This is a genomic window from Oxalobacteraceae bacterium OTU3CAMAD1 (genome assembly GCA_024123915.1).
Lineage (GTDB): Bacteria > Pseudomonadota > Gammaproteobacteria > Burkholderiales > Burkholderiaceae_D > Rugamonas.
This window is the reverse complement of record CP099650.1, coordinates 7,314,931-7,329,362: the sequence shown is the minus strand read 5'-3', so window position 1 is coordinate 7,329,362 and position 14,432 is coordinate 7,314,931. Positions and strand designations below refer to the sequence as shown.

At 64.4% G+C, this 14,432-nt stretch carries 14 protein-coding genes; 10 read left to right on the top strand and 4 right to left on the bottom strand.

Annotation, left to right across the window (positions count from 1 at the left end):
• Positions 1–231 precede the first annotated feature (231 nt).
• From NHH88_31455 to NHH88_31445, 3 genes are read left to right on the top strand one after another with little or no spacing between them, the layout of a single operon-like run.
• Entirely contained in the window at positions 232–501 is a 270-nt protein-coding gene (locus NHH88_31455) for a ferrous iron transport protein A (protein USX14103.1), read from the top strand.
• A gap of 42 nt (positions 502–543) precedes the next feature.
• Entirely contained in the window at positions 544–2,409 is a 1,866-nt protein-coding gene (locus NHH88_31450; GenBank protein USX14102.1) for a ferrous iron transporter B, read from the top strand.
• A gap of 12 nt (positions 2,410–2,421) precedes the next feature.
• On the top strand, positions 2,422–2,709 hold the full coding sequence (locus NHH88_31445) for a hypothetical protein (protein ID USX14101.1): 288 nt from the start codon (positions 2,422–2,424) through the stop codon (positions 2,707–2,709).
• Positions 2,710–2,947: 238 nt separating this feature from the next.
• On the opposite strand, the gene poxB is transcribed toward NHH88_31445, so the two are convergent.
• Both poxB and NHH88_31435 read right to left on the bottom strand, forming a co-directional pair.
• Positions 2,948–4,669: a ubiquinone-dependent pyruvate dehydrogenase gene (gene poxB / locus NHH88_31440; GenBank protein USX14100.1), complete on the bottom strand. Its 1,722-nt coding sequence runs from the start codon at positions 4,667–4,669 to the stop codon at positions 2,948–2,950.
• 92 nt (positions 4,670–4,761) lie between these two features.
• Positions 4,762–6,369: a glutamate synthase-related protein gene (locus NHH88_31435; GenBank protein ID USX14099.1), complete on the bottom strand. Its 1,608-nt coding sequence runs from the start codon at positions 6,367–6,369 to the stop codon at positions 4,762–4,764.
• Between the two features lie 149 nt (positions 6,370–6,518).
• On the opposite strand from NHH88_31435, the gene NHH88_31430 reads away from it, so the two are divergent.
• The 3 genes from NHH88_31430 to NHH88_31420 are packed head-to-tail and all read left to right on the top strand — an operon-like array spanning position 6,519 to position 8,501.
• Positions 6,519–7,190, top strand: coding sequence for a glutathione S-transferase (locus tag NHH88_31430; protein USX14098.1), 672 nt, complete (start codon positions 6,519–6,521; stop codon positions 7,188–7,190).
• A gap of 55 nt (positions 7,191–7,245) precedes the next feature.
• Positions 7,246–8,022 carry a 5'-3' exonuclease gene (locus NHH88_31425; GenBank protein USX14097.1) on the top strand — a complete coding sequence of 259 codons (777 nt, stop codon included), beginning with the start codon at positions 7,246–7,248 and terminating at the stop codon, positions 8,020–8,022.
• 38 nt (positions 8,023–8,060) lie between these two features.
• The gene (locus tag NHH88_31420; GenBank protein ID USX14096.1) at positions 8,061–8,501 is read left to right on the top strand and encodes a response regulator; all 441 of its coding nucleotides are present in this window, start codon (positions 8,061–8,063) and stop codon (positions 8,499–8,501) included.
• 74 nt (positions 8,502–8,575) lie between these two features.
• Here the strand turns inward: NHH88_31420 and mnmA are convergent, their stop codons facing one another.
• Together mnmA and NHH88_31410 are read right to left on the bottom strand one after the other, a co-directional pair.
• Entirely contained in the window at positions 8,576–9,682 is a 1,107-nt protein-coding gene (mnmA, locus tag NHH88_31415) for a tRNA 2-thiouridine(34) synthase MnmA (protein ID USX14095.1), read from the bottom strand.
• Positions 9,683–9,697: 15 nt separating this feature from the next.
• Positions 9,698–10,195, bottom strand: coding sequence for an NUDIX hydrolase (locus NHH88_31410; GenBank protein ID USX14094.1), 498 nt, complete (start codon positions 10,193–10,195; stop codon positions 9,698–9,700).
• A gap of 303 nt (positions 10,196–10,498) precedes the next feature.
• Between NHH88_31410 and NHH88_31405 the strand changes: the two genes are divergently transcribed.
• The 4 genes from NHH88_31405 to NHH88_31390 all read left to right on the top strand — a co-directional run bounded on the left by NHH88_31405 (position 10,499) and on the right by NHH88_31390 (position 14,294).
• Positions 10,499–11,611 carry a Re/Si-specific NAD(P)(+) transhydrogenase subunit alpha gene (locus tag NHH88_31405; GenBank protein USX14093.1) on the top strand — a complete coding sequence of 371 codons (1,113 nt, stop codon included), beginning with the start codon at positions 10,499–10,501 and terminating at the stop codon, positions 11,609–11,611.
• 25 nt (positions 11,612–11,636) lie between these two features.
• Positions 11,637–11,951 (top strand): NAD(P) transhydrogenase subunit alpha, encoded by a 315-nt coding sequence (locus tag NHH88_31400; GenBank protein ID USX14092.1) that lies wholly within the window; start codon positions 11,637–11,639, stop codon positions 11,949–11,951.
• A complete protein-coding gene (locus NHH88_31395; protein ID USX14091.1) occupies positions 11,948–13,423 on the top strand; it encodes an NAD(P)(+) transhydrogenase (Re/Si-specific) subunit beta in 1,476 nt (491 codons plus the stop codon). The genes NHH88_31400 and NHH88_31395 overlap by 4 nt, the downstream gene beginning before the upstream one ends.
• 106 nt (positions 13,424–13,529) lie before the next feature.
• Complete coding sequence (locus NHH88_31390; GenBank protein USX14090.1) at positions 13,530–14,294, top strand: SDR family oxidoreductase; 765 nt, start codon at positions 13,530–13,532, stop codon at positions 14,292–14,294.
• Positions 14,295–14,432: the final 138 nt, after the last annotated feature.

Here is a 14,432-nt window from a genome sequence, read left to right as displayed (position 1 = left end):
GGTCGGTAAAAAACCCACAAGAGCAATAAAGACATGATTGCAAGTAACTTAATGCGAATCATTATCATTAATCGTATACTGCCTCAACTCGGCGGCCGATGCAAGCGTAAATAGTAGTAATTCGCATTACCGTTTATAATGCTAGTATCTTATTTCCGGCGAGAACGCGCTCTTGCGAACCGCCGGGCGCGTCGCCGCCCACCGGCGGCGCATCCTGACCGGACTTAGCTCATGACGCCTGCTGTTCCCCTGATCACCCTGGACGCGCTGACGACCGGCGCCGCCGCCACCGTGGTGCGTGTTTCGCCCGGCGACGCCGCCGACGACGGCGCCGGCCTGGCGCGGCGCCTGATGGAACTGGGCTTCGTCCCCGGCGAAAAGGTCCGCCTGCTCAAGCGCGGCATGCCGGGCGGCGAGCCGCTGGCCATCAAGGTCGGCAACTCCACTTTTGCGTTGCGCCGCTTCGAAGCCGCGCTGATTTCGATTCAACCGGACCAATAAACAATGGGTGCAGTAGAAACAGCGGTGCCGCGGGCGCCCACGATGTCCCACTCGCAGACGCCCATCGTGGCCCTGCTGGGCAATCCGAATTGCGGCAAGACCGCCTTGTTCAACCGTCTGACCGGCTCGCGCCAGAAGGTCGCGAACTACGCCGGCGTGACCATCGAGCGTAAGGAAGGCTCATTCAGCTCGCCCAACGGCCACGGCTTCCGCGTGCTCGACCTGCCGGGCGCCTATAGTTTGTCGGCCCACACGCCGGACGAGGAAATCACGCGCGACGTCGTCGCCGGCCTGCGCGCCGGCGAGGCCGCGCCGGACGTCGTGGTCTGCGTAGTCAACGCCACCAACCTGCGCCTGAACCTGCGCCTGGTATTGGAGATCAAACGCCTTGGCCTGCCGATGGTGCTGGCGCTGAACATGGTCGACGTGGCCAAGAAGCGCGGCATCGAGATCGACGCCGACCTGCTGGCCGATGAACTGGGCATGCCGGTGGTGGAGACGGTGGCGGTGCAGGCCGGCGGCGAGAAGTCGCTGGTGCGCGCGCTCGAACTGATGCTGCCGCTGCCTGCGGCGAAACCGAATCCGCTGTCGGCGATCGACGCCGTCTCGGTCGAGGACACGCAGCGCGAGGTGCGCCGCATCCTGGCCGCCGTCAGCAACGACGTCCACGACACCGGCAACCTGACCGAAAAGATCGACAACGTGGTGATGCACCCGGTGGTCGGCCCGATCATCCTGGCGCTGCTGATGTTCCTGGTGTTCCAGGCGGTGTTCACGTGGGCGGCGGTGCCGATGGAGATGATCTCCGGCGGCGTCGAAAGCCTGGGCAAGCTGCTGGGCGACTTCCTGCCAGACGGCATGCTGCGCAGCCTGCTGGTGGAAGGCATCATGGGCGGCGTCGGCAGCGTGCTGGTGTTCCTGCCGCAGATTCTGATCCTGTTCTTCTTCATCCTGATGCTGGAGGACTGCGGCTACCTGCCGCGCGCCGCCTTCCTGCTGGACCGCCTGATGGGCGGCGTGGGCTTGTCGGGCCGCGCCTTCATCCCGCTGCTGTCCAGTTTTGCGTGCGCGATCCCCGGCGTGATGGCCGCGCGCACCATTCAGAATAAGCGCGACCGCCTGGTGACGATCATGATCGCGCCGCTGATGACGTGTTCCGCGCGTCTGCCGGTGTATGCGCTGGTGATCGCCGCCTTCATTCCGGAGCGCGAAGTGGGCGGCTTCATGAGCCTTCAGGGGCTGGTGCTGTTCATCCTGTACTTCGCCGGCATCATCTCGGCGATGGCGGTGGCCTACTTCATGAAGCGCGCCATGGGCTCGACGCACAAGCAGCCGCTGATGCTGGAGCTGCCGGCCTACCACTGGCCGCACATGCGCAACCTGGCCCTGGGCCTGTGGGAGCGCGCGCGCATCTTCCTGACGCGCGTCGGTACCGTGATTTTAACGTTGATGATTTTGGTGTGGTTCCTCAGCACCTTCCCGGGCGCGCCGGAAGGCGCCACGCATCCGCCTATTTATTACAGTGTCGCCGGCATGATCGGCCGCGCGTTGGAGTTCGTGTTCGCGCCGATCGGCTTCAACTGGCAGATCTGCATCGCGCTGGTGCCGGGCATGGCCGCGCGCGAAGTGGCGGTTGGCGCGCTGGGCACCGTGTACGCGTTGTCGCAGAGCGGCGACGACCTGGCGCAGTCGCTGACGCCGATCCTCGCGGCGTCGTGGGCGCTGCCGACGGCGTTGTCGCTGCTGGCGTGGTACGTGTTCGCGCCGCAGTGCTTGTCGACGTTGAGCGTGGTGCGCCGCGAGACCAACAGCATCCGCTACGCGTTGCTGATGGCGGGTTATATGTTCGCGCTGGCTTACGTGGCGTCGTTCCTGACGTACCGTATCTCGATGGCGCTGATAGGCTGACAGGAGGCTGATATGTGGCAGCAGATTATCGTTGGATTGATCGTCGCGGCGGCGGTGCTGCACGCTTGCACCAAGTACCTGCCGGCGGCGTGGCGCCAGCAGATCGTGTATTTCCTGACGCGGCGCGGCTTCGATCAAAACAAGATGGCCAAGCTGTTCAAGACGCAGGCTAACTGCGGCGATGGCTGCGGCAGTTGCGGGTCGTGCGACACGTCGGCGCCGGCGGCGTCGTCCCCTCCATCGTCCCCGGATTCCTCGACGCCGCACAAGCGCGTCATCAAGCTGCACGTCCAGCGCTGACAGGCGGGTAGGGGATATCATCCCGGCCACCACCATCCCGAATTTCGCGGAAACACGTAGGGCGGATTAGGAGGAACGCCGTAATCGGCCATCGGTGCGCCGCTGACGGCGCATGCATTGGCCGATTACGCTACGCTAATCCGCCCTACGTGGAACCCGTGTCGTTTAGCACAACGGAATTGAACGACTCCGCCTGCGTCATCGGCCAACACAAGCTCCACCAACGGCTCATGCCGGATCAGCGCAGCAGATTGACCTTCGCCAGATCGATCAGCTCACCGGCGCGGCCATCCAGCACCGCCTTGATCATGAACAGGCCGAATTTCTGCGCCTCGTCCAAGGTCGCGTGCGGCGGCATGATCAACTCCTGGCGCGCGCTAACCACATCGACCAGCACCGGCCCTTCGTGTGCCAGCGCTTCGCGCAGCGCGCCCTCCAGCGCCTGCGGGTCTTCCACCCGGATGCCCTTGATGCCCATCGCCTCGGCCATGGCGGCGAAATTCGGATTCTTCAAATCGCAACCCGTGTCGAGGAAGCCGTTGGCCTTCATCTCCAGCTCGACGAAACCCAGGGTGCCGTTGTTAAGCACGATGATCTTCACCGGCAGGTCCAGCTGCAGCAGTGTGAGGAACTCGCCCATCATCATCGCGAAGCCGCCGTCGCCCGACAGCGAAATCACCTGCCGGCCCGGATGAGACGCCTGGGCGCCGATCGCGTGCAGCATGGCGTTGGCCATCGAACCGTGGTTGAACGAGCCGACCAGGCGCCGCTTGCCGTTCAGCTTCAGGTAGCGCGCCGCCCAGGCGATCGGCGTGCCGACGTCGCAGGTGAAGATGGCGTCGTCGTCCGCCAGCTCGCTGACCAGGCGCGTGATGGCCTGCGGATGGATGGCGCGCGTGCCGGTGTCGATGGCGGCCAGATTATCGAGGTCTTTACGTGCCTTGACATAATCGGCGCGCGCCTTCGCCAGGAAGGCGCCATCGGACTTCGTCGCCAGCTTGGGCAGCAGGGCGCCCAGCGTCTCCTTGACGCCGCCCAGCACCCCCAGCGCCAACGGACAGCGGTTCCCCAAGGCTTCCGGACGCACATCGATCTGCGCGATGTTGGCTTGATCGGGGAAGAACTGGCGGTACGGGAAATCGGCGCCCAGCACCAGCAAGGTGTCGCAACCCTTCATCGCCTTGTAGCCGGACGCGAAGCCCACCAAACCGGTCATGCCGACGTCGTAGGGGTTGTCGTACTCGATGTGCTCCTTGCCGCGCAGGGTGTGCACGATGGGTGCCTGCAGCGTACGCGCCAGCGCCATGACTTCGGCGTGCGCGCCGGCGCAACCGGCGCCGCAGAACAGCGCGACGCGTTCGGCGCCATTGAGCAGCGCCGCCAGTTCATCGATGTCGCGCGGGTTCGGCATGAGCGCTGGAGGATTCGGCAGCAGCCATTGCGGCGCCGCCGCGTGCAACGGCTGCAGCGCGACGTCGCCCGGGATGACGACGACCGCCACGCCGCGTTTCGCCACCGCGATGCGCATGGCGCGGTGCAGGATTTGCGGCAGCAGCGCCGGATTCGACACCAGCTCGACGTAGTGGCTGCAATCCTTGAACAGGCTTTCGGGATGCGTGGCCTGGAAGTAGTCAATGCCGATCTCGGTGCTGGGAATATGCGCGGCGATCGCCAGCACCGGTACGCCGCTGCGCTGGCAGTCGAACAGGCCGTTGATCAGGTGGAGATTGCCCGGCCCGCAGCTGCCGGCGCACACCGCCAGTTCCCCGGTCAGGTGGGCCTCGGCGCCGGCGGCGAAGGCGGCGCCTTCCTCGTGGCGCATGTGAACCCAGTCGATGGCCTGCTGGTGCCGCAGCGCGTCGGTGAAGCCGTTCAACGAATCCCCGACCACGCCGAACACGCGCTTGACGCCCGCCCGTGCCAAGGTGAGTGCCATGTAGTCCGCAGCGGTAGCGCTCATACTCCGACCTCCCAAATAAATGTTAAAAAATTATCTGAGAACCGAGTGTAGGTGAGTGCCGCACGCCTTTCCATCTCCTATTGTGGAGGGCCTCACAAGGGATTGAACGACTCCGCCTGCGCCATCGGCCAATACAACCCGAACACCGGCGGCAGGCGCGCCAGCTGGCTCGGGTCGAGCAGCTGTCCGGCCTCCAGATACGGCAGCAACTGCGACACCAGCTTGACCTGGTTGGGCGAGATGCGCCGCACCAGGTGGCGCGGCTTGAGCTGCGACGGGTGCGTCAGGCCGGCGGCGGCGATCAGCTGCGCCAGCGCGGCCATGGTGTTCTGGTGGAAGTGCGTCACGCGCAGCATCTTGTCTGGCACCACCAGCGCGCGCTGGCGGTTCTGATCTTGCGTGGCCACGCCGGTCGGGCATTTGTCGGTGTGGCAGCTTTGCGACTGTATGCACCCGAGCGCGAACATGAAGCCGCGCGCCGAATTGCACCAGTCGGCGCCCATGGCGATGATGCGGGCGACGTCGAACGCGGTGATGATCTTGCCCGACGCGCCGATCTTGATCTTGTCGCGCAAATTGGCGCCGACCAGCGTGTTATGCACCAGCAGCAGCGCCTCCTGCAGCGGCGTGCCCACATGGTCGGTGAATTCGAGCGGCGCGGCGCCGGTGCCGCCCTCGCCGCCGTCGACGACGATGAAGTCCGGCGTGATGCCGGTCGCCAGCATCGCCTTGACGATGCCGAAGAATTCCCATGGGTGGCCGATGGCGAGCTTGAAGCCGGTCGGCTTGCCGCCCGACAGATTGCGCAGCCTGTCGATAAACGCCAGCATTTCGAGCGGGGTGCTAAAAGCGGAGTGGCTCGACGGCGAGACGCAGTCGACCCCCAGTGTGACGCCGCGCGTGGTGGCGATTTCGATGGTCACCTTGGCGCCCGGCAGCACGCCGCCGTGGCCCGGCTTGGCCCCCTGCGACAGCTTCAATTCGATCATTTTCACTTGCGGCGAGGCGGCGTTGGCGACGAAGTTCGCCTCGGAGAAGCGGCCGTCGGCATCGCGGCAGCCGAAGTAGCCCGAGCCGATCTCCCATACCAGGTCGCCGCCGTTCTGGCGGTGGTAGGGGCTGATGCTGCCTTCGCCGGTGTCGTGCATGAAGCCACCGGCCTTGGCGCCGCCGTTGAGCGCCAGGATGGCGTTGGCCGACAGCGCGCCAAAGCTCATCGCCGAGATGTTGAACACGCTGGCCGAATAGGGTTGCGCGCGCGGGCAGTCCGGGTGGTTGCCGATTTCGATGCGGAAGTCGTGGCCCTGTTCCTGGGCCGGCACGATGGCGTGGTTGATCCATTCGTAGCCTGGCGCGTAGACATCGAGCTGGGTGCCGAAGGGGCGCTTGTCGGTGTCCATCTTGGCACGCTGATAGACGATGCTGCGCTGGTTGCGCGAGAACGGCGCGGCCACCGTGTCGTCCTCCAGCAGGTATTGGCGGATCTCGGGGCGGATCGCTTCGAAGAAGAAGCGGAAGTGCGCCAGGATCGGGTAGTTGCGGCGCAGCGCGCGCTTGGTTTGCAGCAGGTCGGTGACGCCGACGACGGTGAGCGCGGCGGCGATCAGCGGTATCCACCACGGCGCGCCCAGGGCCAGCGAGGCGAGCAGGGTGACGACGGCGGCGACGAAGGCGAGGTAGCGCGGGGAAAACAGATTCATGGGCGGTCCGGATGGCGGCGGCTGGAAGGAACCAGTGTACTGCTGTTTCTTGCAGGAATCCATTACCCATCGGTCAGCGACGCGCGCCAGCCAATAATGCTAAGCTAGCGCGTCGCGGCGCACGGCCGTTCTTTTTTCGGGAAACCACCATGATCGTCGTCCACCACCTCAACAATTCGCGCTCGCAGCGCGTGCTCTGGCTGCTCGAGGAACTGGGGTTGGAGTACGAGATCGTGCGCTACCAGCGCGATCCGAAGACGATGTTGGCGCCGCCGGAGCTGCGCGCGGTCCACCCGCTGGGCAAGTCGCCGGTGATCACCGACAACGGCGTCGTCGTGGCCGAGTCGGGTGCGATCGTCGAATACCTGGTCGAAACCTATGGCAATGGCCGCCTGGTGCCGCCGGCGGGCACCGCCGAGCGTCGCCGCTGGACCTATTTCCTGCACTTCGCCGAAGGCTCGGCGATGGCGCCGCTGCTGATGAAGTTGGTGTTCGACCGCGTCGAGACCAGTCCGGCGCCGTTCTTCGTCAAGCCGATCGCCAAGGCCATCGCGCGCAAGGTCAAGGGCAGTTACATCCTGCCGCAGATCGAGGCGCAGCTGACGTACCTGGAAAACGAGCTGGCCGCCGCGCCGTGGTTCGCCGGCGCCGAGTTCAGCGCGGCGGACATCCAGATGAGTTTTCCGCTGGAGGCCGCCGCCGCCCGTGGCGGGCTCGACGCCAACCGTCCCAAGCTGACCGATTTCCTCAAGCGCATCCACGCCCGCCCGGCCTTCCAGCGCGCGATCGAGCGCGGCGGGCCGTATGAGCTGTTGAAGTAAGGTCTAGCCACGTCGGGTAAAATGGCGGCTTGATCAAGCCCGGATGAATTTGAACATGGGTCGACTCCTTGCCATCGACGGCCTCAACATCGTGCGCCGCGTCTACGAAGCCAGCCCTGAACCCGATAGCGCCGAGAAGGCCGACATCGCGTTGCGCCACGCGCTGTCGTCGTTCCGCACCCTGCTGCACGACCACGAACCGACCCACGTACTGCCGGCCTTCGACTTCGGCGGACGCACCTGGCGCCACGACCTGTACGCCGGCTACCGCGAGGGCCGCGCGCCGATGCCCACCCCACTGCGCGAGGCGCTGCCGGCCTTCTACGACAAGCTCGCCGGCTTCGGCATGCACGTGGTCTCGCTGCCCGAGGTCGAGGCCGACGACGTCATCGGCACCGTGGTGCTGCGCTGGCTGGCCGACGGCCGCGGCGAGGCCACCATCGCCACCACCGACAAGGACCTGCACGGCCTGATCGCCCACGGCGCGCGCGTGTGGGACCATTTCAAGAGCGAATGGCACGACCACGCCTGGGTCGAGCAGAAGTGGGGCGTGCCGGCCGACCAATTGCCGGACCTGCTGGCGCTGATGGGCGACGTCACCGACTCGATCCCCGGCGTGTCCAAGGTGGGCGTCAAGACGGCGGCCCGACTGTTGCGTACTTACGGCAATCTGGACGCCATCATGGCCGGGGCCGGCATTCTGAAGGATACGCTGGGCGAAACTCTACGAAAAGAGCGCGAAATGCTGTATCTTTCGAGACAATTGGTGCAATTGAAAACAGATGTGCGGGTCGGCGTGACCTGGAATATGCTGGCCTGGGACCGGCAATAACCGGTGGCGCGCGCACTCAACAGAACAAGGTTTGCAAGATGTTAAAAGCGGTCATTATCGATTCCAGCGCCGTCGCGCGCGGCCTGCTCAACACGGTGCTGCTCGACGGCGGCTACGACGTGGTGGGCCAGAGCCACACCTGCGCCGCCGGCCTGGCGCTGCTGATCAAGTTCAACCCGCACATCGTCTGCATCGCCCGCGAGCAGATGGAAAACGGCGAGGACGTGGTGCAGGAGATCCGGGCCAAATGGCCCAAGACCTTGATCTTCATGGTCTCGAGCGAATTCGACGCCGCCACCATCCAGGCCGCGCACGCGATGGGTGTGAGCGGCTTCATCGTCAAGCCGTTCAAGGCCGACACGGTGCTCAACACGATCCGCAACGTGGTCATCGCGATGGTCAAGCGCCAGCGCGCGGCGATGGCCGAGAAGGACGCCGCGCCGGAAGCCGGCGAGGGCGGCGAGGGCGGCGAAGCCTGACCCGCAACCCGCGACGCATAAGCCGGGGTCGTACCCCTTGGGGTACGACCCCTCCGTAGTATGGGTTTGGGTTATCAGGCGGCGAAGGTGGAGCTGTCGATGATGCCGCCGCCGAGGCAGACGTCGCCGTCGTACAGCACGGCCGACTGGCCCGGCGTGACCGCCCATTGGGCATCCATGAATTTCAATGCGAAGTCCGAGTCGCCCTCGGGCGCGATCTCGCACGCCACGTCGGCCTGGCGGTAGCGCGTCTTGGCCGCCATCGCGCGCGGCGACGGCGCCTCGCCGGCGATCCAGCTGGCCTGGTCGGCGCGCAGGTCCGACGACAGCAGCCACGGATGCTCGTGGCCCTGCACGATGTACAGCGTGTTGTTGGCCACGTCCTTGCGCGCCACGTACCAGGCGTCGCTGCTGCCGTCCGGGTTCTTGTACGCCTTCATGCCGCCCACGCCGATGCCCTTGCGCTGGCCCAGCGTGTAGAACGACAGGCCGACATGCTCGCCGACGGTCTTGCCGTCGTCGGTCTTCATCGGTCCCGGCTTGTACGACAGGTAGCGGTTTAAAAACTCGCGGAACGGACGCTCGCCGATGAAGCAGATGCCGGTCGAATCCTTCTTGGCGGCGTTGGGCAGCTTGAGTTGTTCGGCGATCCGGCGCACTTCGGTCTTCGGGATTTCGCCCAGCGGGAACAGGGTCTTCGACAACTGCGCCTGGTTCAGGCGGTGCAGGAAGTAGCTCTGGTCCTTGGTGTGGTCGACGGCTTTGAGCAGCTCGAATTTCTCGCCGTTCTGGCGCACGCGCGCGTAGTGGCCGGTGGCGATCAAGTCCGCGCCCAAATGCATCGCGTGGTCGAGGAAGGCCTTGAATTTGATCTCGGCGTTGCACAGCACGTCCGGGTTCGGCGTGCGGCCGGCCTGGTACTCGCGCAGGAAGTCGGCGAATACGCGGTCCTTGTATTCGCTGGCGAAGTTGACCGCCTCGATGTCGACGCCGATGACGTCGGCCACGCTGGCCGCGTCGATCCAGTCCTGGCGCGTCGAGCAGTATTCGGAGTCGTCGTCGTCCTCCCAGTTCTTCATGAACAGGCCGACCACGTCGTAGCCCTGTTCCTTCAGCATCCAGGCCGCGACCGAGGAATCGACCCCGCCCGACATGCCGATCACGACTTTTTTCTTGCTCATTGCTTTTCCAGCCTTCTATCCATTAGCGGTGCTCACCGCCTCCTTGAACACGGAGGCGTGTGTTTGTATCAGTTCCAGCGGGGCGCGGCGCCCGGCCAGGTATTCATCGACGCATTGCAGCACGGTGGGGCTGCGGTGACGGTCGGCGCAGGCGGCCAGCTCGTCGCGCGTGAGCCACATCGTGCGCAGGATGCCCTCGTCAAGCGGGCGGTCGTGCTGCGCGCCGGGCGTGCCGCAGAACGTGAAGCGCAAATACGTCACTTCCTCGCCGGTGCGGTTGGAGGTGTAGCGCGACATGTACATGCCCACCAGCGCCGTCGGCGTGAAGTCGTACGCCGTCTCCTCGAGCGTCTCGCGGATCACGGCCTGCTCGAGCGATTCGTGCGGGTCGAGGTGGCCGGCCGGCTGGTTGATGCGGATGCCGTCGCTGGTCTCTTCTTCGATCAGCAGGAATTTGCCATCTTTTTCGACGATGGCGGCAACAGTAACAGAGGGTTTCCAGATACGCGGCATGAGTCATCCTTGAAAGAGCCGACATTTTAGCCTGTTCCGGACGTTTGGTTTGAAACCCCGATGGCTAAAAGATGAGTTCGTGTTGAACAAAAACAAGGTTTGTGCGGATAAACCGTGATTGACTGTGTGCTTTGCGCCAGATCCAGCATTTTCGACGGTATTTCATGATAAATAGTCATAAATGATGTGATAAAACCGTCATGTATTGATTAATACACATTCCGTATGATGGGTTCCCCGGACGGCCGCAGGCCCGCATTTCCGTGTTAGATTCTAGTCAGTTTGTTAATCATTGGAGGCACCATGAGAATAAGCGTACCGGCCGAGACAAGGCCGGGGGAGACCCGGGTCGCAGCCACACCCGAAACAGTCAAGAAGCTGGCGGCCAAACACGAGGTGCTGGTGCAATCGGGCGCCGGGCTGGCCGCCTCGGTCACCGACGAGGCCTATGTGGCCGCCGGCGCGCGCATCGTCGACGCGGCCGAGGCCTACGGGGCCGACGTGGTGCTCAAGGTGCGCGCCCCCAATGCCGAAGAACGAACGCAAATCAAGCCGGGCACCGTGGTGATCGGCATGCTCAACCCCTTCGACGCCGACAACAACGCCGCGATGGCCACGGCGGGACTGCAAGCCTTCGCGCTCGAGGCGGTGCCGCGCATCACGCGCGCGCAGTCGATGGACGTGCTGTCCTCGCAGGCCAACATCGCCGGCTACAAGGCGGTGCTGGTGGCGGCCAACACCTACCAGCGCTTCATGCCGATGCTGATGACGGCCGCCGGCACGGTCAAGGCGGCGCGGGTGCTGATCATGGGCGTGGGCGTGGCCGGGCTGCAGGCCATCGCCACGGCCAAGCGGCTCGGCGCCGTCATCGAGGCGTCCGACGTGCGCCCGCCGGTCAAGGAGCAGGTCGAATCCCTGGGCGCGAAGTTCATCGACGTGCCCTTCATCACCGACGAGGAAAAAGAGATCGCGCAGGGCGTGGGCGGCTATGCGCGGCCGATGCCGGCCGACTGGATGCGCCGCCAGGCGGAGCTGGTGCACGAACGCGCCAAGCTGGCCGACATCATCATCACCACCGCGCTGATCCCGGGGCGCCCGGCGCCGGTGCTGATCTCCGAGGAGACGGTCAAGGCGATGAAGCCCGGTTCCGTGATCGTCGACCTGGCCGTGTCGCAGGGCGGCAACTGCCCGCTGTCGGAGCTCAATAAAACGGTGGTCAAGCACGGCGTGCACATTGTCGGCGAGCCAGATCTGGCGACCCTGGTGGCGGCCGACGCCTCCGCCCTGTATGCGCGCAACGTGCTCGATTTCCTCAAGCTGATCATCGACAAGGAAGACAAATTGGTGATCGACCGCGAGGACGAGATCATCAAGGCGACCCTGCTGTGCGCCGGCGGCGAACTCTTAAGAAAATAACGAAGAAAATACAACGGAGAACATCATGGAAGTCAGCCACACCATCATCAATCTCATCATCTTCGTGCTGGCGATCTACGTCGGCTACCACGTGGTCTGGACCGTCACGCCGGCGCTGCACACGCCGCTGATGGCGGTGACCAACGCCGTCTCGGCGATCATCATCGTCGGCGCCATGCTGGCAGCCTCGCTCACCGAGGGCGTGATCGGGCAGGTCGCGGGAACAGTCGCCGTGGCGCTGGCCGCCGTCAACGTGTTTGGCGGCTTCCTGGTCACCCAGCGCATGCTGGAGATGTTCCGCAAGAAGGAGCCGAAGGCCAAGCCGGGAGATCACGCATGAACTTCATCTCCATGAACCTGGTGACGATGATGTATCTCATCGCGTCGGTGTGCTTCATCCAGGCGCTCAAAGGGCTGTCGTCGCCGGGCACGGCGCGCACCGGCAACGCCTTCGGCATGTCGGGCATGGCGATCGCGGTGGTGACGACGATCGCGTTGATCCTCAAGCTGCGCGCGGACGCCGTTGCTGCGGGTGTAGGGTCGGGCGGCGGCATGGGCCTCGGCCTGGTGCTTGTCGGCGTGGTGGTCGGCGGCGGCATCGGCGCGGTGCTGGCCAAAAAAGTCGAGATGACCAAGATGCCGGAACTGGTGGCGGCGATGCACTCGCTGATCGGCCTCGCGGCGGTGTGTATTGCGGTGGCGGCGGTGTCCGAGCCGCACGCCTTCGGCATCGCGGCCGTCGGCACACCGCTGCCGTTCGGGAACCGCATCGAACTGTTCATCGGCACCTTCGTTGGGGCCATCACCTTCTCCGGATCGGTGATCGCCTTCGGCAAGCTGTCGGGCAAATACAAGTTCCGCCTGTTTCAGGGCGCGCCGGTCAGCTTCGCCGGCCAGCACATGCTTAACCTGATCCTGGCCATCGTCATGGTCGGCCTCGGGCTGGTGTTCTGCTTTGCCGGCGGTGTCGAGCCGGCGTGGACGCCGTTCCTGGTCATGACCGCGATCGCCTTCGTGCTGGGCGTGTTGATCATCATCCCGATCGGCGGCGCCGACATGCCGGTGGTGGTGTCGATGCTGAACTCCTACTCCGGCTGGGCGGCGGCGGGCATCGGCTTCTCGCTCAATAACGCGATGTTGATCATCGCCGGTTCGCTGGTCGGTTCGTCCGGCGCGATCCTGTCGTATATCATGTGCAAGGCGATGAACCGCTCGTTCTTCAACGTGATTTTGGGCGGCTTCGGCGGCGTGCCGGCGGAGGCGGGCGGCGGCGGGGCCAAGGAGCAGCGGCCGGTCAAATCGGGATCGGCGGACGACGCCTCCTTCATCATGGCCAACGCGGAGAGCGTGATCATCGTACCGGGCTACGGCCTGGCGGTGGCGCGGGCGCAGCACTCGCTCAAGGAACTGGTCGAGAAGCTGACGCACAAGGGCGTGAGCGTCAAGTATGCGATCCACCCGGTGGCGGGGCGCATGCCGGGCCACATGAACGTGCTGCTGGCCGAGGCCGAGGTGCCGTACGACCAGGTGTTCGAGATGGAGGACATCAACGGCGAATTCGGACAGACTGACGTGGTGCTGATTCTGGGTGCGAACGACGTGGTCAACCCGGCCGCCAAGGATCCCAAATCGCCGATCGCCGGCATGCCGATCCTGGAGGCGTACAAGGCCAAGAGCATCATCGTCAACAAGCGTTCGATGGCCTCTGGCTACGCGGGGCTGGACAATGAGCTGTTCTATCAAGCCAATACGATGATGGTGTTCGGTGACGCCAAGAAGGTCATCGAGGACATGGTCAAGGCCGTGGAATAGCGGCTTCAATTCATATTTTGTGAATGGTTAATTGCTGTTTGGCCGATTGATGGTTGGGTTAGTGAATCTTATGATGGCTTCACTAACCCACCACAAGGAGCTTCAAATGAACCGCTTACAAAACAAAGTCGCAATCGTCACTGGCGCCTCTTCCGGCATTGGCCGCGCCACCGCCAAACTGTTCGCCGCCGAAGGCGCCAAGGTTGTCGTCGCGGCGCGCCGGCCGGCGGAACTGGCCACCTTGGTCGCTGAAATCGAAGCCGACGGCGGACAAGCCATCGCGCTGGCCGGCGACGTGACCTCGGAAGCATTCAACGCGCAACTGGTCGCCGCGACCGTCGAGGCGTATGGACGGCTCGATATCGCCTACAACAACGCCGGCACCCTGGGCGAGATGGGCGACACCACGGGCGTGTCGGAGCAGGGCTGGAACGATACCTTGGCCGCCAACCTGACCAGCGCCTTCCTTGGCGCCAAGCATCAGATTCCCGAGATGATCAAGCATGGCGGCGGTTCGGTGATTTTCACTTCGACTTTTGTCGGCTACAGCTTCGCGTTTCCAGGTGTGGCGGCGTATGCGGCCAGCAAGGCGGGTTTGATCGGCTTGACGCAGGCGCTGGCGGCGGAATACGGTCCGAAAGGCGTGCGCGTGAATTCGGTGCTGCCTGGCGCGGTCGATACGCAGATGTACCGCGATATGAACGATACGCCGGAGGCGACGTCCTTCATCACCAATTTGCATGCGTTGAAGCGGGTCGCGCAGCCGGAGGAGTTGGCGCGCTCGGTGCTGTACCTGGCGTCGGACGATTCGTCGTTCGTGACCGGCACCGCGTCGCTAATCGACGGCGGCGCGTCCATCACCCGTACTTGATGAGTACTCTAGTGACACGTAGGGCGGATTAGGCGGAACGCCGTAATCGGCCATGCATGCGTCTCGACGGCTCATGCATTGGCCTATTACGCTTCGCTAATCCGCCCTACGTGATTCCGCATTACGCAGCGTGCCCGA

Bases quoted from the DNA above. Each gene is read 5' to 3' on its own strand.
- NHH88_31410 (USX14094.1), bottom strand. From the start codon at position 10,195: ATGCCGCGTATCTGGAAACCCTCTGTTACTGTTGCCGCCATCGTCGAA.
- NHH88_31430 (USX14098.1), top strand. From the start codon at position 6,519: ATGATCGTCGTCCACCACCTCAACAATTCGCGCTCGCAGCGCGTGCTC.
- NHH88_31425 (USX14097.1), top strand. From the start codon at position 7,246: ATGGGTCGACTCCTTGCCATCGACGGCCTCAACATCGTGCGCCGCGTC.
- NHH88_31400 (USX14092.1), top strand. From the start codon at position 11,637: ATGGAAGTCAGCCACACCATCATCAATCTCATCATCTTCGTGCTGGCG.
- NHH88_31435 (USX14099.1), bottom strand. From the start codon at position 6,369: ATGAATCTGTTTTCCCCGCGCTACCTCGCCTTCGTCGCCGCCGTCGTC.
- NHH88_31405 (USX14093.1), top strand. From the start codon at position 10,499: ATGAGAATAAGCGTACCGGCCGAGACAAGGCCGGGGGAGACCCGGGTC.
- NHH88_31420 (USX14096.1), top strand. From the start codon at position 8,061: ATGTTAAAAGCGGTCATTATCGATTCCAGCGCCGTCGCGCGCGGCCTG.
- NHH88_31455 (USX14103.1), top strand. From the start codon at position 232: ATGACGCCTGCTGTTCCCCTGATCACCCTGGACGCGCTGACGACCGGC.
- poxB (USX14100.1), bottom strand. From the start codon at position 4,669: ATGAGCGCTACCGCTGCGGACTACATGGCACTCACCTTGGCACGGGCG.
- NHH88_31450 (USX14102.1), top strand. From the start codon at position 544: ATGTCCCACTCGCAGACGCCCATCGTGGCCCTGCTGGGCAATCCGAAT.
- mnmA (USX14095.1), bottom strand. From the start codon at position 9,682: ATGAGCAAGAAAAAAGTCGTGATCGGCATGTCGGGCGGGGTCGATTCC.
- NHH88_31445 (USX14101.1), top strand. From the start codon at position 2,422: ATGTGGCAGCAGATTATCGTTGGATTGATCGTCGCGGCGGCGGTGCTG.
- NHH88_31395 (USX14091.1), top strand. From the start codon at position 11,948: ATGAACTTCATCTCCATGAACCTGGTGACGATGATGTATCTCATCGCG.
- NHH88_31390 (USX14090.1), top strand. From the start codon at position 13,530: ATGAACCGCTTACAAAACAAAGTCGCAATCGTCACTGGCGCCTCTTCC.